The sequence below is a fragment of the Planococcus dechangensis genome (assembly GCF_042654465.1).
Lineage (GTDB): Bacteria > Bacillota > Bacilli > Bacillales_A > Planococcaceae > Planococcus > Planococcus dechangensis.
Genome location: NZ_JBHSGL010000004.1, coordinates 34,914 through 54,819 on the forward strand (window position 1 = coordinate 34,914; position 19,906 = coordinate 54,819).

The 19,906-nt window shown below is 42.9% G+C and carries 20 protein-coding genes; 4 read left to right on the forward strand and 16 right to left on the reverse strand.

The genetic code is table 11. The annotated features are described in order from the left end of the window. Positions 1 to 548: 548 nt before the first annotated feature. From ACFO5U_RS02860 to ACFO5U_RS02910, 11 genes are all read right to left on the reverse strand, one after another. A complete protein-coding gene (locus tag ACFO5U_RS02860; protein ID WP_377276540.1) occupies positions 549 to 800 on the reverse strand; it encodes an AbrB/MazE/SpoVT family DNA-binding domain-containing protein in 252 nt (83 codons plus the stop codon). Between the two features lie 11 nt (positions 801 to 811). Continuing rightward, entirely contained in the window at positions 812 to 2,224 is a 1,413-nt protein-coding gene (locus ACFO5U_RS02865; RefSeq protein ID WP_377276541.1) for a hypothetical protein, read from the reverse strand. A gap of 123 nt (positions 2,225 to 2,347) precedes the next feature. After that, a complete protein-coding gene (locus ACFO5U_RS02870) occupies positions 2,348 to 3,100 on the reverse strand; it encodes a hypothetical protein (RefSeq protein ID WP_377276542.1) in 753 nt (250 codons plus the stop codon). Between the two features lie 12 nt (positions 3,101 to 3,112). Then, on the reverse strand, positions 3,113 to 4,135 hold the full coding sequence (locus ACFO5U_RS02875) for a conjugal transfer protein TrbL family protein (RefSeq protein ID WP_377276543.1): 1,023 nt from the start codon (positions 4,133 to 4,135) through the stop codon (positions 3,113 to 3,115). Then, the gene (locus tag ACFO5U_RS02880) at positions 4,132 to 4,386 is read right to left on the reverse strand and encodes a hypothetical protein (protein WP_377276545.1); all 255 of its coding nucleotides are present in this window, start codon (positions 4,384 to 4,386) and stop codon (positions 4,132 to 4,134) included. Before ACFO5U_RS02880 ends, ACFO5U_RS02875 begins: the two co-directional genes overlap by 4 nt. Before the next feature lie 21 nt (positions 4,387 to 4,407). Then, positions 4,408 to 4,959 (reverse strand): hypothetical protein, encoded by a 552-nt coding sequence (locus ACFO5U_RS02885; RefSeq protein WP_377276547.1) that lies wholly within the window; start codon positions 4,957 to 4,959, stop codon positions 4,408 to 4,410. Then, positions 4,956 to 6,038 carry a M23 family metallopeptidase gene (locus ACFO5U_RS02890; RefSeq protein WP_377276549.1) on the reverse strand — a complete coding sequence of 361 codons (1,083 nt, stop codon included), beginning with the start codon at positions 6,036 to 6,038 and terminating at the stop codon, positions 4,956 to 4,958. Before ACFO5U_RS02890 ends, ACFO5U_RS02885 begins: the two co-directional genes overlap by 4 nt. 14 nt (positions 6,039 to 6,052) lie before the next feature. Next, positions 6,053 to 7,927: a VirB4 family type IV secretion system protein gene (locus tag ACFO5U_RS02895; RefSeq protein ID WP_377276551.1), complete on the reverse strand. Its 1,875-nt coding sequence runs from the start codon at positions 7,925 to 7,927 to the stop codon at positions 6,053 to 6,055. A gap of 11 nt (positions 7,928 to 7,938) precedes the next feature. After that, positions 7,939 to 8,973, reverse strand: a complete 1,035-nt coding sequence (locus ACFO5U_RS02900; protein ID WP_377276553.1) for a TrsD — start codon at positions 8,971 to 8,973, stop codon at positions 7,939 to 7,941. A gap of 27 nt (positions 8,974 to 9,000) precedes the next feature. After that, positions 9,001 to 9,225 (reverse strand): hypothetical protein, encoded by a 225-nt coding sequence (locus ACFO5U_RS02905; RefSeq protein WP_377276555.1) that lies wholly within the window; start codon positions 9,223 to 9,225, stop codon positions 9,001 to 9,003. A gap of 212 nt (positions 9,226 to 9,437) precedes the next feature. Then, positions 9,438 to 10,379, reverse strand: a complete 942-nt coding sequence (locus ACFO5U_RS02910; protein ID WP_377276556.1) for a replication initiator protein A — start codon at positions 10,377 to 10,379, stop codon at positions 9,438 to 9,440. 292 nt (positions 10,380 to 10,671) lie between these two features. Here ACFO5U_RS02910 and ACFO5U_RS02915 point away from each other — a divergent pair, with 292 nt between their 5' ends. Next, positions 10,672 to 10,989, forward strand: coding sequence for a helix-turn-helix domain-containing protein (locus tag ACFO5U_RS02915; protein ID WP_377276558.1), 318 nt, complete (start codon positions 10,672 to 10,674; stop codon positions 10,987 to 10,989). Positions 10,990 to 11,104: 115 nt separating this feature from the next. Here the strand turns inward: ACFO5U_RS02915 and ACFO5U_RS02920 are convergent, their stop codons facing one another. The 3 genes from ACFO5U_RS02920 to ACFO5U_RS02930 all read right to left on the reverse strand — a co-directional run bounded on the left by ACFO5U_RS02920 (position 11,105) and on the right by ACFO5U_RS02930 (position 14,276). Beyond that, a complete protein-coding gene (locus ACFO5U_RS02920; protein ID WP_377276560.1) occupies positions 11,105 to 12,613 on the reverse strand; it encodes a primase C-terminal domain-containing protein in 1,509 nt (502 codons plus the stop codon). Positions 12,614 to 13,100: 487 nt separating this feature from the next. Beyond that, complete coding sequence (locus tag ACFO5U_RS02925) at positions 13,101 to 13,445, reverse strand: hypothetical protein (RefSeq protein WP_377276562.1); 345 nt, start codon at positions 13,443 to 13,445, stop codon at positions 13,101 to 13,103. Next, positions 13,446 to 14,276: a ParA family protein gene (locus ACFO5U_RS02930; protein WP_377276564.1), complete on the reverse strand. Its 831-nt coding sequence runs from the start codon at positions 14,274 to 14,276 to the stop codon at positions 13,446 to 13,448. 280 nt (positions 14,277 to 14,556) lie between these two features. Here ACFO5U_RS02930 and ACFO5U_RS02935 point away from each other — a divergent pair, with 280 nt between their 5' ends. Beyond that, positions 14,557 to 14,718, forward strand: a complete 162-nt coding sequence (locus ACFO5U_RS02935) for a hypothetical protein (RefSeq protein ID WP_377276565.1) — start codon at positions 14,557 to 14,559, stop codon at positions 14,716 to 14,718. Positions 14,719 to 15,147: 429 nt separating this feature from the next. Here ACFO5U_RS02935 and ACFO5U_RS02940 read toward each other — a convergent pair whose 3' ends face one another. Next, positions 15,148 to 15,411: a hypothetical protein gene (locus ACFO5U_RS02940; protein WP_377276567.1), complete on the reverse strand. Its 264-nt coding sequence runs from the start codon at positions 15,409 to 15,411 to the stop codon at positions 15,148 to 15,150. Continuing rightward, complete coding sequence (locus tag ACFO5U_RS02945; protein WP_377276569.1) at positions 15,392 to 15,628, reverse strand: hypothetical protein; 237 nt, start codon at positions 15,626 to 15,628, stop codon at positions 15,392 to 15,394. The genes ACFO5U_RS02940 and ACFO5U_RS02945 overlap by 20 nt, the downstream gene beginning before the upstream one ends. A gap of 218 nt (positions 15,629 to 15,846) precedes the next feature. Here ACFO5U_RS02945 and mobQ point away from each other — a divergent pair, with 218 nt between their 5' ends. Together mobQ and ACFO5U_RS02955 are read left to right on the forward strand one after the other, a co-directional pair. After that, a complete protein-coding gene (mobQ, locus tag ACFO5U_RS02950; protein WP_377276570.1) occupies positions 15,847 to 17,910 on the forward strand; it encodes a MobQ family relaxase in 2,064 nt (687 codons plus the stop codon). 28 nt (positions 17,911 to 17,938) lie between these two features. Next, a complete protein-coding gene (locus ACFO5U_RS02955; protein ID WP_377276572.1) occupies positions 17,939 to 19,900 on the forward strand; it encodes a VirD4-like conjugal transfer protein, CD1115 family in 1,962 nt (653 codons plus the stop codon). Positions 19,901 to 19,906 lie beyond the last annotated feature (6 nt).

The following is a 19,906-nucleotide window of genomic DNA, read 5'->3' on the forward strand; positions in this document are numbered from 1 at the left end:
TCGTTCTAAAGAGTGAACTCTTTAGTTAACGGTGCATTATCAGTTTATCAAATTCAACTTTTTATTCAATTTAAATATTATTTGCTTTCAAAATCACTAATCAAATAAAGAAAGTGCTCCAGCAATTAATAGAATAATTAAAGAATCTGTACATTTCTAAAAGGATGAATGACCAACGATTGAAGGCCAATTGTTTAACGAACTAAAAACGAGTCTTAACCAGACCATTGACTATATGTAAAAAGCCCTAACACTAAAGCTCGAAACGAAAAACATCGCCATCAAGGAGCTCAACACTTCTTCTGTCCAAGAAATAAGAATCTACATTTACAGATGAAGTTAATACAGAAACCATTTACCATACTAATTTTCCATTATAACAATTGAAGCATAGGAACGCGGTACGCCCCACCCAGGTGGTGCTGCGCCAAGACTACTGGAAATCTTGAAAAATGAATCACATGTTGCTAAAGAACAACAACTCATTACTGTCTAATCTATTCCAAACAAAAATGTACCCGGCTGTACAATCATTGCCGGGTACGTTTTTATTCGTCACTCATGTATTTTACAATTTGCTTTAGACCCTCTTTGCTGATCCAGGCTTCGCCAATTCGAATAGCTTCATCCGCCACTTTACCCGTCACGGCACAAACATACCGTTGACGATGAGGTTCGACGATAATCTGTCGATCATTGTGTGTAACATCGACCAGGTCTCCCTCGTGCAGTTCAAACATCTCTAAAATCTCTTTTGGTATCACAATACGTCCTGAATTGTTAATCCGTTTTGTATGCACAATCTTCCCCCTTACTCTCGCTCAGCAATCTCTTCAATTTCTTGATTGAGCTCTTTCAAGCGCCCTTCGGCTTTCTTCAGCACTTTTTTATCGCTCTCTTTTTTGATCGCTTCTTTTAGTTTCTGTTTCTCTTCCTGCAATTCCTCTAACTGAAGCTTCTCTTTTTCAGCTTCTAACAATGAACTCATGAACTTTTCATCGGTTAGATTGTGTTTTTCGAGAAACCCTTTTGCACCTTGAAAATCCTTTTCTGTAATAAACGCTGCTAAAACCGTTTCAACACGCCAATTGGTTAATTCAACTTGGTTTCGCAATTCGATAATTCGCGTCCACTCTTCTTCCACAGCAGCTAGTTCAAACTCAATGACTTCGGAAGGTTCGCCAGTCATCTCTTGAAGGTTCTCAAGCCCTTCCACGTCCCCATCGCGACTCAGTTGCTCTGCAATGGTTCCGAGTAACTCTGGCTGATGCTGAAGGGCTTTCTCATACTCACCTTGCTCGATGTATAAGTGATTGAGCACGTTCTGATCAGTAGGCTGCAACTCACTGTAGTCCACGGATTCTAAGCTTTCCAAAACCCTTTCTGTATCTCCTAAAAGCCCATCTCGATAAACGTCGGTCAGATTTAGTTCTCCATCGGTCCCTTTCCCTAATTCCGTTTCCTGAGCGTTCTCTGTGGCTTGTGTGAGCACGACGTTCAATCCGAATGCTGCCAGTAGGACCGCAGCCACACCGATGAATAACTTTTTATTCCCACCAACTGCCGGTTTTGCACGGTTTTCTTTGGGCTGTTTGTTAAAGGAAGGGAGTCGTTGAAGACTCTCACGAAGCGATGCCATCGTGACGGACCACTTCGTTTGATTATGCTTGGCCAACTCCAGTTCCTGTTGCTTCGCTTTTTTCTTTTCTTCTACTTGATTGAACACATCTGAAATATAGGATTCCATTTCTTCCAACGACTGCAGGCGCAAATAAATCGTTTCGGCAAATCGGATCACTTCATCGCTTTGCTCTAAAAAGTCGGATCTTCTTGGTCTGCCGTACACTTGATTTAATCGTGTCAGAGAAATGATGATTAGCTCTTTGACACGCGTCAGTCGGTCTTTCTCAATACTTAGTGGCATCACGTCATTTTCAGCGACCATGACATGAAGGAGAGATTCCTCTTTATTGAGCACGAAATTCTCTTTTTGCCACAAGACATTGACTTCAGACTGCCGGGCCATTTGGACGAGCGATAAGTAATACGTCAGCTTGTCTTCGAATGCCATCGCTTTCAATACATCAAAACTATGCAAATCAGTTAAGTCGTATTCGAACCGGACCTGACCCGATTGAAAAGAAATCTCCTGAGCTGATAAGAATGTCGGATCTCCTGTTACCTGTTGCATCTGTTTCTCGTAAGCCCGTTCGATTTGTTCCATCTCTTCTGTTTGAAACGCTGAGAGTGGCTGCAAAAAATAAAGCGAGTTCTGATCGATTTCGATGGTTCCGACCCGATTGGCGATTGTGCGAATAACCATGTAACGTTCACCACCTTTTTATGACTATTGAAGCTCTGGATAATAAGCTAAGGTTTCTTCCACGTCGGTGCGAAAGGCTTCTTGTTCAGCCTCTACTTCACTTTCTGGCACACTTGATTGAATTTCGTCATATTCTTTATCAATCTCTTTTAAATTGATTGATTGAATATCTAACACAGGATGTTGAGCTAAAACCAGCTTATCTTCTTTGCTTTTTACGAAATGAATTTCAGATGAATGTTCTTCCTCTCCACTCTCGTATCTGTATTTAGCTTCCTCAAATATGAGTTCTGTCATTGAAAAGTGAGATGACTTGTACTCTTCAGTTCCGCTGGCATTGACATCTACCTGCATAGTCTCAATACCATCGTACTCACAGTGACCTAGACTACATGGTTCACTACTCGTTTTATTAAAATAAATGTTTTCGTTTTCTCCAGCTGCACCTTCAAAAGCAATTACTTCGTCAAATTCTTCAGCTAACTTCTTGAAAACGATCTCGTCAGCCAACTCTTGGACTTGTGTATTGAAGGATGCTTCATCTTCAATGACTATTTCTTCATTCTGAACACTTTTGTTCACTTTCTCTTCAAGCTCAGCCATTCTTTCATTTAGAAAAATGAGTACTTCTTCAGCTAGTGTTATATCTTCGTCATTGAATACTTTATTGTTTTCCGGACTTTGTTCTGCATCCCCCTTGTTTTCGGCATCTGAATTACATGCTCCAAGTACCAGAATAGCTATGAACAAGGTGAGTAAATACAAATATTTCTTCATCATTCCACTCCTTTATCTTCTTGCATATCTAGCAACATACTTCACTGATGATCCGACTGCTTTAGCAGACCCTGTAGAAGCTCCAAATTGGTTTAACAATGTTGGAATCGATAATCCTACAATAAAGAAAATCATTCCCAAAATCATGCTTCCTCCATCAGTAAGGTCTACTAACGTTTTTATTCCTAAAACAAAACATAATAACTGTATCGTCAGAGTTAATATGTTGCTCACGACCGTTTTCAGCCATAAATTAAAAAAGTTATACTGATCATTGACTATCGTGGGGATAGCCAAGACCCCTGTGATATAAAGGATGACAAACAGGACTGTTCGATACAGAATTGATAAGAAAAAAACAAAGAGGATGGCTGAAACCACAATCATTAAAATCAGTCCATACCCTACTGAATTAACAGCCATGACTTGCATGATGTCGTAATGGGTAACAGGCGATGTGAGCATGGTTTCTGTAAGTAAATGAGTTAATTCTAGAATCCAATCGAACAATTGAGCGTAGATACCCAGCAGAATACCACCCGTCACAACAGCAATTAGCTTGTCATGTAGCGAGTTCATTCCTTCTTCTCCATTTCCGGTGTACAGAATAACTATTTTAGTTGTTTGCCATAAAATAAAAATGGCAGTGATTGTCCATGCTAACGATTTAAAATTTAACATATAACCTTCGTAAACAGGATTTCCTGTTATAAAGTTTGCATCAATTTGAAATTTACTGAAGCTATCTACTGCACCATATACAAACCCACTTACTGTCGTAAACAAAAAGCTGTTTGTATGACAACCGATTTCGTGCCACTTGCAATTAAATTGGTTCGTGCTGTAATCATATTTTTCAAGGTAAAGTACATTCTTCATATAAGATTCAACGCTATCTACTTTTTCGCTACTCGATTGTGTCGTCTTATACTCTTCAATTGTCTCCTCCATAAATTGTCCTTCTTCAGCAACTACTTTGAATGGAAGAAAGATAAAGAAAAAAAGAAGTATCGCTGATATCAAAACTCTTTTCACATCATTACCTCCCTATTCAACAGTGTCAAAATAAGAAAAAGAACAGGCACTATTAAGATCATCGCCCACTTCATAATGATGTGTTTTTTTATCTCAATCTTTTCTTTCTCACTTAAAGGCTTGTCATACATCAATTCAAACTTGCGTTCTTCCTGTTCAATGGCGGTTCGAGAAAGCCGATCAATCCATCCATCCATCTGTTTTTGGACACGTTGCTGGAAGACGAGCACCTGGTGGAGTTTTGCCTTCATCTCGATCATCCTTTCCTTCCATTATCCATTGTTCATCGCTTCCTCGAACTCTTCTCCGGACGTTAACGGTTCTAAATCGTGCGCATCCACTTTCCATTCACCTTGTTCTTCGATCCAGTGCATTTGAGACATTAGGTACATGACACGTTGCGAGCTGGGTGTCTCCAACTCTCCATCTACATCTGTTAAGGTAATCCGGTAAATCGCATAGACTTGAAATCCTTCTTCTGCCGGTCGAACGGAGATATTGAAGATTTCTAGATTCTCTGTGTTGCTTCGGCTATGCCCGTGCATCGTTTCAGCCTCTACGACTTCGTCCTCCACTTCCGAACGGTAAGATTCAGTAAAGTAACGAAGAGAACCACCTTCAAAGGTCGCTTCGATAAACGCTTCCGTCTGTGTGTAGAGTGCCTCGCTTTGCTTTTCTTTTGCCGAGAGACGCTCGACTTGTTCGGCGAGGCGTTGGTTCTCTTGTTCAACGTCTTGTTTGCTGAAGTAGAGGTTGAAGCTTATAAGGGCTAACACTAAGACGAGCGCCCCCAGTAGAATCGTCTGTCCATTCACCTGTTTCATTCGTATGCCCCCTTCTCTCCTTCAAGATACGGCATCGGATTGACCCGATTGCCAAACATGCGGTCCGTCTGGATTTCAAAATGCAGATGATCACCCGTGGAACGTCCGGTCGTACCGCATTGCCCGATTTGCTCCATCTGGCTGACTTGCTGGCCGACTTCGACGTCAATTTTGCTGAGGTGGGCATACAGGCTATAGAGCTGATTCGCGTGTTCAATGACGACAACATTCCCATACGTCTCTAAGATGCCCGATGGGTATTGAGCATAGACCACTTTGCCTTCTTTCGCTGCAAAGATCGGATCCGGTCGGCTGCAATTCAAATCCACGCCTTCGTGCGGTGTCACAATGCCGGTCACCGGATGGACCCGGATGCCGAAATTTGAATTGATGACGACGTCGGGAATCGGTTGCACAAATTCGCCGGTCGGCGTTTCGCAGTTCATCGTTAATCCACCTAACGAGCTAACCACTTTCGTGACATTCGGAACCCAATGGCTGTTCAGGTTGGTCGGGTCGTTACTAGCTCCTATCGGTGCATAAACGGAACCCAGATCGGCGATTGTGCCGAGCCCGTCCTGAATGATGCGGTTGTGCAAGGTGTTGCCCATGGAAGCAATCCCATCTTCTAAAGAATCAAAGACAAACAAGCTGCCTGATCCCATTAAGCCTCCCGGATTGTTCTTTTCGACCACTGCCGACGAGGTTCCGTGACCGGTTTCATGAAGCGCAATGGCGGCCATTAAGACCGGATCGATGCTTTGTTCTTCCGCCACTTCCAGAAACACGTCCCCCATTCCTTCAAAAACGCCCGCAGAGGCGAATCCAGCTTCCCACAACTCTTTATCCAATTCGCCTTCCGGCGCGCAATATGCGCCGCCAGAGGGGCCTGAGAGAGCTTCTAAATTGCTGTCGGGATCGTCTAGGTTGAAATCTTCACCTTTGCTCGCCATTGACATGAACACCGGCATGATAATGAGCAAAATCGTTACCCCAACCGCAATCAAACCAAGTGGACTGAGTAGCACCTTTGTCAGCAAGATCGACCCTATCGTTTTGGCTGCGTCTTTTGGATTCATGCCCTCATCCCTTTTCACATCGTCAGTTCGTTAATGCTCTTCTGTTCAAACCACAGCTTCTCAGTCACTTCGTTCAGTTGCACTTCGAGTTTGATCTTTTTGGAACCGGTATAGAAAATGCCTTTGCCGGCTTGTTCTTTCTTCTTGCCGTCTTTCAGAATCAACGTCGATCGTTCTTCTTTGGAAAATTGATTGCCGAGCTCTTCTTCTAAGTACTTCAGCTCTTCTTCGCTCATTGGCAAATACAGCCGTTGAACCGATTGTGTGATAATCGCTTTTCCGTAGTTTCGGTTCTCATCCCGGGCCGACAAGAAATCTTCGACCGACTGAGAAGCTGTCGTGATGCCACAGTTGAACGACCGGAGCACTTTCATCATGAAGTAGATGAACTCCATCGCTTTCGGCACTTTTGGGTCGGCGATGACGTGCGCTTCATCAATGAAGATTTCGCTCGGCTGCCGGTCGCCACTCATGATTTCATAGGTCGTGTGCGAGAGGATGTTGTAGAAGAGAATGCGCTGAATCTTTTCGTTGTTGCTCATTTCCTTCAAGTCGTAACAAACCAAGTCATTGTCGATGTTGACGTTGGTCGATCCGTTGAACAGTTCTGAATAGATCCCATATACGTAAGTTTCCAAGGTCGTGTGGAAATCCCGGATGCGTTCGTATAATGGCGGGTCGTTCTGTTTATCCCGTTCGATGAGCTTGTACAGGTCTTCTAAAATCGGATAGTCATCAGCAGTCAATTGGTTCACATCGGTCGTCTCGTCGATCCCCTTCTCTTCATACACCTTCTGGATGTACCGGCTCAGAATGTCTTCCTGCAGGTCGCTCATCGAGTTGTACATCAATTGGAACATGACCAACAGGTTCGAGATTTTCGTCAGCAGGATGTTGCCGAGCTCGGTTTCTTCCATCTGAATCTTCTCGCTGATTTTCGGCAAATCCATCGGGTTGATCCGATTGCCGCCTTTCAGCTGAAACTTGACCCAAGCCCCACCGAGATCCGAATAGTTTCGACCGAACTCGCCTTTTGGATCCACCGTGATGATTTTCCGGCCCAGCATATGCTTATTTGTCATGTTCGCAAACAAATACGTGGATTTTCCGATACCGGAAATCCCAATCACGAATTCATGCCGATTTAATAACGTCGTATCATCGACAATCACCACATTCCCAGTCGTCATGTTGCGTCCCTTGATCAAGCCGGTTTCCGAGAACATTTCGTTTTCATGAAACGGGAAGAAATACGAGATCGCTTCCGAGTTGGTCATCTTGTACGTGAGCTCGTCGACTTTGTTGTCATTCAACGGAAGGAACGATCGGAACGCATCCACGGCTCGGTCTGTCGGGTTATGGATGATGCCGATTTTCGAGAACTTGCTCTTCACGGTCGTCGTCAGTTGGTCCAATTCTTCCTGTGAACTCGCCACCAAATGAATGAGCGTATGGAACAGGTAAATCTTATCGTTTCGGTACGACAGGTTCCGCAGCATTTCCGACGCACTTTCAATCTGTCCTTCGGATTCGATAATTGTTTGTTCATCCGCAAAGCGTGTATTCATCTTCATTCGGTTTTGCTTGATGCTTTTGACGAGCTGCGTCCGTACTTCGCCCATGTTGTATTCCTGCAGGTAATGGACCAAAGACACGTTCTCGGGAATCTCCGTCACTTGTTGGATCTTGTTCTGGTCTTGAATCGGGTCGTAATCCACGATGAGAAGCGTCCGGGTGTAATTTGCCCCCACACGGACGGAGGAATCGTATTCCGTCAGGTTGTCCGGGGCAATGGCCGTGAGAAGTGTCTCGTTCATGCCACTGACCGTATCTTCAAAGGTAGTTTTGTCTGGTTGTTTGGGCTGCAGCCACTTCGGTTTCCACACCATGTCTCCACCTCCTACTCAAATCGATCTTTTAACAGGCTCTTGTATTGCTCGACCAAGGCTTTGGCCGTGTTCTTCCCAACGACCACATCGAGCTTGGCATTGGTTTTATGGACGATGTTCTGTCCTTGCGCCTGGGCGTTCTCGAAATCGATACAGGCATAATAGAATTTTAAGAGTTCGTCGTTCTCGAGAATCTTCACGTCCAACTTCTCGTATCCTGATAGCATCTGTTCGAGTTTCGCTTGCAAGATGTTCGCGGTCGTCTCCAGTTTCAAGTAATCCTTCGGTGAATTCGTCATCGGTTTGGAAATCACCAAGTACCGTTTCCGTGTCACCATGTTCTTCGACTTCTGGATCCGTTCGATCTGATCGGCGTAGCCTTGCTTAAGCATGCGCTTCGCATACGATGAGTTCTGATCGACTTGTTCGTTGAACCACATCAAGTAGTTTGTTAAATTGATTGGCTGCGCGACTTGCATCAACTGAATCTGTTTCTCGCCCGTATCGTTGATAAACGACTGATACGCCGCCAAGACGTTCTCTTTCGCGAGTTCATTCATCAGCGACAAATTGACTGAGGACACTTCCAGTACCTTAATCAAGCGCCCGTCCGAAGATTCCAAACAGCCGTTGGCGATGTTCGCCAGTCCTAATTCAGTTCGGGTGTCCCGTTCGTTCCGGCTCATCGGTAAGGCTCCTTTCGCGTAATGAAAATCTTTCTTCCGGTGCTTCGCTCGCAGCTTCCAAATGACTTTGTATTGCAAGAGCGACAAGTTCTTCCGGACTGGATGCTTGTTTAACTGAAACACCGTCACAATCATCGCCGGCACAAACGCCACGAGAAGGAGTTGCTGATTGAGCGTCCCTGCCTGGTACAACAAATACGAGATGAATGCCCCTAAGAGAAGAAACGGGGAAACGATAAACACATCCTGGAACGAGATATTGCCGTATAAATACTTCTTCGTATCGATATTCAACGGCAATTCGACTTTGCCGCGCTCACGCAGCCGTTCCTGGCGCTCCATATAGGAATCTGTTCGCATGGGTATCACATACTTTCTGACGTTTTCTTACAGGTTCATTTGGATGTAGTCGATGACTGGTTTTGCTAAGAGGAACAATACAACACCTAAGACACAGAGTTTTAAGCCGTTTTTGAATTTCGGTGATGATTGCTCATCGCCGGCCCATACCCCAATTGCACAAATCAAGAGTCCGATCATAAAAATCGTGATGAAGGTTGTTTGCATGTCGCTGAATAACGTATTTAAAAAAGCACTAATGCGTTCAAACATATTTGCCACCACCTTTCTTCCTTGTCTCCACGTTAACAAATTGCCATTTATTCGGCAACCTAAAAAGACAAATTACTGGCAGTACTTAAATACCTTTTTGAAACCCTTTATAAATCGCTTTATTAAGTAATCTACTACTTTTTTCCTCGTCCAATAATAGAAAAGGACCAATTGTTCAGAACATTTATTTACATATAAATAAAAAAAGGAAGTCACTTGGACTTCCTTTTCGCTAATTTGAGAAGCAATTTCGCTTTTTCGGCCTCCAATTCTTCTGGAGAAAACGTTTCTGCCGACGCTTCGCTCGTATTCGGTTCATGAAGCCAATCGGGGACTAACTCGGTTCGAACAGGCTTTTGGGGTTGCTGTGTCTGGATGCCCAGCCATTTCTTTTTATCTTCGACCGCTTTGGTGAGCCGTGCGGTAATGCTCTTGATTCGTCCGGGTGTACGTTCTAAGGAATACTGTAAGGCGTCCGCATACTGATGCAACGTCAATACTTCTTGATGAGCGAAGTAATGGTTAGCCACATCCTGAACCTCAATGCCGTCATCCATCAATCGTTTTTGGTTTTTCACTAAGACCTGCACAATCAGTTCCGGAAGATCCATTTTCTCTCGCAGTTGATTGATCTTTATTTCAGTCTCACTAAGATCAGTCTTGTTAAGGTCAGTATCATTAGTGTTAAGATTTTTAACTTCTTGAAGTAAAGAATGTTGATTTCTTGAAGTTAAAGATTTTAACTTCTGTTGCGCCCCAAGGGTTTCAGGTTCTTTTTCCGATTCTTCCATCTGCTTTGCATCGGATACTTCGGCCACGGGTTTGAGCAAATAGAGGCGATTGGACTGTGATAATCCCATACGTTTCTCTTCTAACAATTCAGCTTGATGTAACTCTTTTTTGATTTTGATGACGGTTGGTTTACTGCAATTCAGGATGTCAGACAGTTGCTGATTCCCATACAGAAAGTAAATGTTTCCTTCTTTATCAAACCAATCGTTCTTAATCGATAAATCCAAGCGATCTTGTAGAATCGCAAAGGCAATCTTCGCGTCATTACTCAGTTTCTTATAGCGCTCATTGGTGAAAAACACCTTGGGCAATCGGTAGAATCGCTGCGCAGCCTCTTCTCGTATGTTGTACTTTCCAGTCATCTTGCATACCCCTTCCATTCTCTTTGATTCAGTTAGAGAAATTCCAAAGGAGTCTCAGCAAAATCCAACCCTAGCAAGAGAAAACAGGCTATTCGCTGGACCTCAATTTATGCTATAATCAAGACAACAAAACATTCTTTGAAATTTCTCTACGTGGGAACTCTTTTATTGACGGTCGCCAAACTACCAATAAAAGAGTTTGTAGAGATTTTTTTATATATATATAAATTATTTGTATCAGTTTAGCATACTTTTTTCAAACGGGTACGTCTAATTTCGAAAGGATCTCCCTATGACCCCTAAAAACGAACAAGACCTTTACATAAAAATCGGTGAAGCCTTAAAAAGCATCCGCAAAGAGAAAAACCTGAAAATCAGCGATATTCACGCGATGAGTGAGCTTCACAGTTCCACCATCTCGCTCATTGAACGGGGAAAGCAAAACGTGTCGATTGGATGGCTCATTCACTACGCCAACATCCTCGAAATCGATCCAACGGAGATCTTTTTGCGTGCCTTCAAAGATGATTTTCAAGAAATGCAACTTCAAAAAATGTACGAACGCTTTGGAACTTACACCCCCGAATCCGATAAAGACGGAAACTCCTGACATTCAGCTGCTGCTGAGTGTTTTTTTTTGAGATCAAAAGAGTGATGGATGGATAAGCAATACATAGCCAAGATAAAACAGCACGTATACAGATATGTATTGGCAGACTGGACCATTAAGAAGAATTGAAATTTTTACCAATTATCGGTTCGGATAAACGCTTTTCAAGGAACCAGCGAGCTTCTTCTGTTAGGTCATCAAGGAGTCGTTCATTGGCCTGTTCAGTAGCCAGGATGCGTACAGCTTCTTGGTACCGAAACCGATGGGTTTGTTGATAACTGAGGGCACACTGAAGAAGCACAGCCACGGAAGTAATTCCGGTCTGAGCTGTACGTCCTTTCCCAATTCGTTTGATAAGGATTTTCTTCGACTGTTGGATTAACACGTTGAACGAGCTTCGTGGAATCCCGACAGCTTCGCAGAGTTCTCGCTGCGTCGTCCAGTTAATCGGTTGATCGAGCGAGGTCTCTTGTTGGATGAACAGCAGCAGATCCTGTTCCCACTCCTCGTAATGGCTCCGTTTCCGGTCTTGGCGTTCTTTTTTGAACTTGTGCCAGCCACCCATCGGATTTTCGATAGTGATCTCTTTGTTACTCCCCCACTCGTTCAAGAGTTCTTGAATATAGTCCTGGTGAGCCCCTTTAAAACGTCCCTTGTATGCACTTCTAACGATTTTCTCGACTTCACTATGGCGAAGGGGCGCAGCAAGCCCTGAATTGTACTCATCGAGTAAATCGAGCGTTTCTCCCTTCCCCTTTCCAGCGCTGTAGCAAGCAAGCGCGATCGTGAACATGAGGTTATCTCGGCCGAGTTGTCCGGATTGGCCTTTCACGTGACGCGTCTTTAGCAGTTCCTGGAACCAAGCTGTCTGTGTGGGATCGTGCTCCGATGATTCGTTTGCGACGACAAACAGTCCTCTCCCCCGGTCGTCGTCCTGGCGTTTCGACCAGGCAATCAACGAGCCCAAGTCATAAACCATCTCCTCAGAGAACCACCGAATGTTGTTTTCGTTCGGCATCCGGAAAAAACCAAAATCATTGCAGGCAATATCAACTCCCTGCAAGACCTTGGCCAAACTCTGTTTAATGTTCTCGGAGATCCGTTTCGCGACCCTCAGTCCGCGAAAATCGTTTTGGTTGCTAATGAACAACGGTTTTTCCAAAACAAAATAGACCTGAAATCCCTTAGGGGTTTCCAAGACGAGTGTAGGAACGCCAACACTATGATCGAGTGCAGCCGTCAGGATTTCCGTATACGGCTGTTTTTTCGTATCGATATCGACGACAAAGGTATTGATTTGTTGAAGGTTCTTCTCTTCGTGTCCCTTGAGAAACCGTCTTTTTTCATCTGAATACCTTATGTAGTTGAATACGTTGGGATTCCAATGGGAAACCAAAGAAGCGTCCTCCAAGAGAGTTTCAAGGGACGTAACGACATAGCCTTTAACACCTGAAGGTGTAGAAAGATCTTCTTTAGATCGAACAACACCAATAGCACCTTTTTTGTTTGTAACGCTTCTATTTTCTCTATATAAGTGAGGAAGAGAAGCTAAGGATCCAACTCTTTTATATTTTAAAATTCCATTATTTATAATTAGCTCGATAGCTTTTTTCGGACTTTGCAATCTTTTCTCTCCTCACTTTATAGCCAATTTCTAATCTAGCTTTAAAGTATAGAAGAGGAAAAACGTTGATACAATAGCATTTCAAGCGGTTTTATCAAGTCATATACACGTATATACGTATACTGATATATGAGTATATTTATATATAAAACTATAGATATACGCGTATACACATATACATGTATATCTATATATAAGTATATGTGTATACGTATATACGGATTCAATAAAATTAAACTTTTTATTTTTAATTCTTTTAACCTTGATATAACAACGTTTTGTTTTTTTCATTCTAAATATACGGATATATCTATATACTCATATACACATATACGAGTATATAGATATATGAGTATACGGATAATGAAATATACCCGTATACGAGTATACCCGTATACGAGTATATGTATATACAGATATATCTGTATATGATTTTTCCTAGAATAAACAAAATCCCTAGTGTTTAAAGAAACACTAGGGATTTCCCTTAATTCCGAGAGCTATATAGTTCCATAATAATATCTAATTGTTTTTTTTCATCTTTTGTTACGTGCACGGCTAAATATTCTTCAATCATTAAATCAATGAGTTCATCAACGTTGTCAGCTTTATTTAAGCTTACCAATGCGTTCAGCTTATCTCGAGTTGACTTTTTGACTCTAACGCTCCCAAACTTATTTTTTGGTAATGTTTCTTTTTTTTCTGCAGCTCTAGTAATCGGCTTCTCTAGTACAGGTTCTACTTCGTCTAATTTAAACTGAGTAGCAGGGGAGATTTGAGGCCCTCTATCTAACAACTTTTTCTTCGAATTCTTATTTAAAAGGTTACTCATTTAACGTTTCACTCCTTCTAATTCAGCATTCAAACGCTCTATAAATTCTTCAGCAATCGCTTTGTAGCTATTATGGACTCGGCGATCATGCATATCGTTATCTGTAATTCCTGTAATATCAAATCGTTTTAAACGTTCCATATTCTTAACTACAATATCAAACAGATTTTCTTCTCCAAATATTTCTTTAGCATTTTCCAAAGTAGCTAAATCTACAGCTGCACCATTTTTAAGTAGAACAGGTAAAATTCCTATGATATCCAAATTTGCACCGTAATCATCAATAAGTCCTTGGAGATATTGTGTAAATACTTCGGCACCTTGGAGGCTTCGCTCTTGAGTTTGTAACACTACTACAACAAAGTCAGAAGCATATAGTGCAGAATCAGTAATGATTGAGCTAGTAGGAGGAACGTCGATAAAGATAAAATCAAAGTCATTTTTTACTGAACCAAGTAACTTTGAAAAGTACTGAACACGATCTACTTCATTCGGGAACTTCTTTTCAAGAAATCTAGGATATAATGCAAAGTCGCTAAAGCTTGGCAGTAAATAAAGATTTTCTTTAACTTCAGTGATAATTTCTTCTAGATTCTCTTCTTGGATTGCTGACATTAATGTCTTTTTAAAACTAACTATCTCACCTGAAATTTCAGATTTAGTTTTTAAATAAAGACTTGTAGCATTCGCTTGTGGATCTTGATCACTTAAAAGAACTTTATATCCTAAATCAGCTAGTGCGTAAGCAATCATCGTACTATTGGTAGTTTTTCCTGTCCCACCTTTGAAATTACCAAAAGTGACTACAGTTGCTTTGTTATCATTTTTCAACTTTTCTTCCTCCTCGTCTCTGAACAGTTAATTTTCAATGTTTTCTACTTATGTATACAAGTATATCATTGCGGAAAACTAGTCACAAATATTTTTTTATTTTATTGTAAATTCTAAACAATCTATTCAAATATACGTATATATTCGTATACACATATACAAGTATACGAATATATGTGTATATGAATGGAAATAATATTTTCTTTAATTAATTTGATATAATTGTTTTTATTTTTCTTAAGTAATTTCAATACTAAAAACTTAAAAAGGGGGTTCTATATTGAAATACATACTGAGATCCGAGAGTGGCAATGTTGTGATGGATAAAAATAAAGAGCGTGTCTTTTCTTCTAAAAAAGAAGCACTTACTTTCTTATTGATGTTAAGTTCTTCTACGAATGAACAATGGACTATCCTTCATTTAAAGGACGAAGAATTTTAAGCTACTCTAAATTTAACTATTTTTGCAAAGCCTCTAACAAAAGTAGATATATCTACTTTTGTTAGAAGTGCGATTTCATTTATTAAGTCACTTTATAATTTTTTTAACCTTTGAGAAAGATAAATTGAGATAAAAAGCGAAATACGATACTGCGCGACTTGCACTAGATCGTCTAGTAACTGACGTTAAAAAGCGCTCTACGTGTCGCTTCACCCTAAAAAAGCCGATAATCAGAGGCTGTAATCCTACGGAAACAGCCTCTAGATTCCTGTCTTTTTCTTAACGGCTGAACGAGTCGAAAAGCGAAAATCATGTGACCAAAAAACACCGAAACTTGTAGAAGTCTCTCTTGCATAGAGCTTCCTAGTTCCGGTGTCTTTTTTTTGACGAATACTATGGAATTCGAATCGAACGTCAGGTACTACATGCTCATCGTTTGTGGATTTTACTTTTAACAAACTCAGAAAACGTTTGGAAGATCTTTTCTCGTTGTTCGATTGTGAGGTCTTCCAATCCAAAATACTTTTCAACCAACGCTCCTGTTTCAATTAACCGTTTCGTTCTCGCTTTTCGGTGTTCCCAGCTGGCTCTTCGCTGCGTTTCGTTTTGCAGCTGCTGTTTTTTCTTTTGGAGATCGGTGATTTGTTTCTTTAGCTCTTGAGACTGGGCCAGGTTATCTGTTTTCGGATTCATGGATAGCCCACGCTTCAGGTTGCTCTTCGCTGCTGTTTACTTGAACAGCCATCTTTTGAATCCACTCTATGGCTTCCTGTTCTGATTCCACGTTCCACATCTTCAGGACTTCAGCCCCGATGTTTTGCTGCATCTGCTTCTCCAAATTCTTTCGCTTTTCCTTTAATTTCTCGATTTGTTCTTCGATACTGATGATCTTTTCAATGTTGTTCGCCATTTTTCTTCACTCCTTATTTATTTATATATAAATAATTTAACATATAAATAAATTAAATTCACGAAAAAAGGAAAAATTATGATATAATAAATCCGAGCTTCCAAGCGAGTGCCCAGTTATACACCACCCGAAATTCGGGGTGGTGACCTGGTCCAAAGCCCTTCCGGGTTTGGGTTGTCGCCTTCGGATATTTAAAAAAGAAAAAGAGGTGAGAGAACGTGAGCTATTTCCGTCTGCAAGCTAAAATCATCAGCAAGAAAACCCAATCCGCCGTGGCCAGTGCCAGTTACCGAAGTGGGGAAGAGTTGTATTCCGAACGTGATGAAGAAATGAAAAGCTACAAGCAACGTGAAGTAGCTCCGGTCTCGTTCATCCTCAAACCGGATCATGCGCCTGAGTGGACGTTGGACCGTGAAAAATTGTGGAACGAAGTGGAGAAGGTTGAGAAAGCCTGGAACGCACAACTCGCGCGTGAAGTCCTGATTGCGTTGCCGGTCGAGTTGCCGGAAGACGTTCAACAAGAACTCGTGCAATCGTTCGTTCAAGAAGAATTTGTGGAAGAGGGGATGGTCGCAGATGTGGCCATTCACCGAGACAAAGAACACAACCCCCATGCGCACATCATGCTGACGATTCGTCCATTCAATGAAGACGGCACATGGGGACAAAAGAAAATGCGCCAATATGAATTCGATCAAAACGGCGACATCCTTCGAAATAACAAGGGTGAGAAAGTCTTTCAAACCGTTCCGTCTACGGATTGGAACGAGCGTGAAACCTTGGTGAAATGGCGTACCCATTACGCCGATGCCATCAATGAATCCTTTAAAGAACACGGCATCGATCAAACCGTTTCGGCGCTTTCGTTTGAAGCACAAGGGCTCGACCAAATTGCTGAGGTTCGCTTGGAACGAAATGAATACCAATATGTGAAGCGTTTAGAAGAAAAAGGCATCGAAGCCCAAACGTTTTATCATCAATTGAATCAAGAAATCCGCAAAAAGAATGCTGAAATTGCCCAGCTAAATGATAAAATTGTCTTTCTGTCTGCCAAGCAGAAACAGGCAGATGTTCAGACCGTTTTGCACCGTCACACAAGCGATGTGACTTCGCAATTGAATGCCGACTACGAAAAAAGCTGGCATTTCATGAAAGGGCGTTTGAAAGAGAACTTCTCGTTCGATGCGGTTCACGATCAGCTACAAGGATTGTATCGCTGGGAAGAGCGTAAAGTGGAACCAAAACAAGTCGAAGCACAAGTCACGCACGCCATTTTGAATGCTTCCCACAAGGCGTATCAAGAGCACAAGACTTCTTTCGTGAAGCAACAAGGGTTTGATCCTTCAAACTTCCGTTCGCTCTTTACTGAGCGTTTGGATGCATTTGAAACGTTGACGGACTCCGTGAAAAAAAATCAACAAACGGTCGATCAAGTCGTGTCACATGCCGAGCGCACGTACCGGGCGCAAAGCTTAATCGTCCACAAGACCTTTAATGACTTGTTCCCGGACATCGAGGAACGATACGAACACAACGATCGGACCGTGGCGTACAAATCGAAGGTCCTGACGGCGCTTCAGACGAACGACCTGAAAGCCATTCCAGTAGCACGTGAGGTGAATCATCACTTGCAGCTGCAGGAACTAATCAACGCATGCGAGAAGGCTGAAAAAGTGAGTGAACAAATCCGCATTCAAGCGTTGATTCGCAACAAACTCGGGACTGAAAAAGAACAGCTCATTAGAGATGGCAGCAACCTGAACGCCATCTACCAAACGTCGATCAAGCTCAACACAGCCCAGCAATTGATTGAACGCTACGAGGCGAAAGCGAAGCAGATGGAACAGGAACTCAATACCTTGATTTGGGAGACATTCCCACAAGCAAAAGAGAAGCTACTAAAAGACGTCGAGCAACTGCCGTTAGAGATGAAAACGGATCTTATGAAGCATTTCACGCAACAGAACAAGCTCACGAAAGCGCCGACCTTGAAAGCGTGCCTACAAGTAGCGAAGAAGGAACAAAGCAAACAGACAATGGCGTATCACGCTTACCAAACCAAACCCGATGCTCGGTTCGCTGAACGTTTAGGCAGCCAACAGAAATCCCTTTCTCACTTCCCGACGGGTCGAGCCAGTACCGAACTGATTGAACAATTGATTGACCAAGCCGAACGGGACCAGCACCAGGCACAACACAAGACGCCTGCCCCGACGAAGCTCCGTCGAAAGAGCAAAGATAAACAACTTCGCCGTGAACTCGGCTTGGAGTTTGAACTGTAAAAGCGAAATGTTGAAAGGCGTGAACTTCATGATGAAAAAAATTTTACAAAAAGGCGCCGGCAAGAAAATCGCCGTTACGTTTCTTCTATCCTTATTGATTGGATACGCCCTGACAGGACTGTTGCGCTTCCTGAAAGAGGGAGGAGGGCTCAATGCGCTTCTCTTGGATGTGCAGGGGACACTAGCTTTCCTCACGGAAACGGATCAGCAATCCCAACTGTTGGTGGCCATCCTCACGGTCGTGTTCTTCGGCTGGTTCCTCTCCAAAATGCGCTTGGTGGAACATACGTATGAAGATGCCCATGATTTCGGGGTCCACGGATCGGCTCGATTCACGAAGCCATCGGAAGTCCTGAACGGAAAGTATTTCTCTAAGCACAATACCTACAACTCGAAACAGCCTGAAAAGACCGTAGAACGATTGGAGAACGGATTGATTATCGGCCGAGTGCCGAATAAGAAACAAGTGCTCATCATTCCCCGGTCAACGGAGATTGATAACCGGAACGTCTACATTGTCGGGTCCAGCGGGAGTGGGAAGGGGCAGTCCTACGTCATTCCAAACCTCGTGAATAACCATGAAGAAACCTTGATTGTCACGGATCCAAAGGGCGAGCTCTTTGAACAAACGGCTGAAATCAAGCGAAAACAGGGCTACAGCGTGTATCAAATCGATTTCATCAACTTCAATCAAGACAACTACAACTTGCTCGATTACGTCTTTGATGACCAGGACGCGCAAAGCGTTTCCGTCACGATCGCGAAGAACTCGACGAAGGACGGCAAAGAAGATTTCTTTTTGGAACGTGCACAGAAAATGCTGGCTGGGTTGATTGTCTATTGCAAGACAGAGATTCCAAACGCCAGTATGCAAGACGTGCTGAATGTCTTTAATGAACGGGTCGCTCCCGACGAGCAATTATTCCGTCAGTGGGTGGATGAAGAATTAGGTCCTCACCATCCGGCCTATCAGCTGTTGAAAGGCTTAACGACACTAGGCGGAAACACGCGAACCAGTGTCACATCGTCCTTTGCTTCGCAAGTCAGTATTTTCACGCTCAAGAAAATCAGTGAAATGACACGCACGAGTGATTTTAACTTCCGTGAGTTTCAGGAACACAAGAGTATTCTCTATGTGAAGCTGCCCATGGACGAAAATCCGTTCACCGCATTAACATCCGTTTTCTTCGATCAATTGATTTCGCAGTTTTATAAACTGGCCGATGAAAACCGAGGACAATTAAAAATCCCGACCATCTTCTTATTGGATGAATTTGCGAACATCGGGAAAATCGAGAAATACGCACGGGTCTTGGCCACCTGCCGGGGATTGGGCTTATCGATGAACACCATCGTCCAGGACAACGGCCAGATTGAATCCTTGTACGGCAAAGAAATGGCTCGGTCCATCTTGTCCAACCACGACACGCTACTGTTTCTCCGAAGCAAGGACATGGAGACGATTAAGTACTTCTCCCAACTTGCCGGGGAAACAACTGCGAAGATCCAGACAGGCTCTTCCAGTCAAAGTGGAGGATTCATGAGTGGCAAATCAAACGCTAGCCAAAGCCAGTCCGAACAGTACGTGAAGCGTTCCCTGATCCCGGAAGGGGACTTAGCGAGCATTGCGAAGAACGATTGCTATTTGTTTGTCAGTGGCCTGCATCCGATGAAGCTGCAGAAAGCCTGGCAATCGGAAGTGTTCGGCTCTTATGTTCAGCAACACACTGCCGTCGCTTCCGAACAGCCTGTGACACGAGAATCAGCATTCACGAAGCCTATGCAATCGAAGGAAGAACCTAGCTTCGCTACAGGTGGAACCGCCACGCATGTGATTGAAGAAGAGATTGATCAATCGGCTTTATTTGATTTGACCGATGAAGGACTTGAAGAAGAATGGGCAGCCCATCAGGAAGAGTCGAACGAAGAACCTTCTATTGAAGAACGATTGAGAGAAAAAGAAACGACGAATATCCGAGACCTCCTATAAAACATA

Coding starts and splice junctions, on each gene's coding strand:
- ACFO5U_RS02905 (WP_377276555.1), bottom strand. CDS start 9,225: ATGTTTGAACGCATTAGTGCTTTTTTAAATACGTTATTCAGCGACATG.
- ACFO5U_RS02870 (WP_377276542.1), bottom strand. CDS start 3,100: ATGAAGAAATATTTGTATTTACTCACCTTGTTCATAGCTATTCTGGTA.
- ACFO5U_RS02885 (WP_377276547.1), bottom strand. CDS start 4,959: ATGAAACAGGTGAATGGACAGACGATTCTACTGGGGGCGCTCGTCTTA.
- ACFO5U_RS02915 (WP_377276558.1), top strand. CDS start 10,672: ATGACCCCTAAAAACGAACAAGACCTTTACATAAAAATCGGTGAAGCC.
- ACFO5U_RS02940 (WP_377276567.1), bottom strand. CDS start 15,411: ATGAATCCGAAAACAGATAACCTGGCCCAGTCTCAAGAGCTAAAGAAA.
- ACFO5U_RS02955 (WP_377276572.1), top strand. CDS start 17,939: ATGATGAAAAAAATTTTACAAAAAGGCGCCGGCAAGAAAATCGCCGTT.
- ACFO5U_RS02945 (WP_377276569.1), bottom strand. CDS start 15,628: ATGGCGAACAACATTGAAAAGATCATCAGTATCGAAGAACAAATCGAG.
- ACFO5U_RS02910 (WP_377276556.1), bottom strand. CDS start 10,379: ATGACTGGAAAGTACAACATACGAGAAGAGGCTGCGCAGCGATTCTAC.
- ACFO5U_RS02880 (WP_377276545.1), bottom strand. CDS start 4,386: ATGAAGGCAAAACTCCACCAGGTGCTCGTCTTCCAGCAACGTGTCCAA.
- ACFO5U_RS02895 (WP_377276551.1), bottom strand. CDS start 7,927: ATGGTGTGGAAACCGAAGTGGCTGCAGCCCAAACAACCAGACAAAACT.
- ACFO5U_RS02865 (WP_377276541.1), bottom strand. CDS start 2,224: ATGGAACAAATCGAACGGGCTTACGAGAAACAGATGCAACAGGTAACA.
- ACFO5U_RS02925 (WP_377276562.1), bottom strand. CDS start 13,445: ATGAGTAACCTTTTAAATAAGAATTCGAAGAAAAAGTTGTTAGATAGA.
- ACFO5U_RS02890 (WP_377276549.1), bottom strand. CDS start 6,038: ATGAATCCAAAAGACGCAGCCAAAACGATAGGGTCGATCTTGCTGACA.
- ACFO5U_RS02900 (WP_377276553.1), bottom strand. CDS start 8,973: ATGCGAACAGATTCCTATATGGAGCGCCAGGAACGGCTGCGTGAGCGC.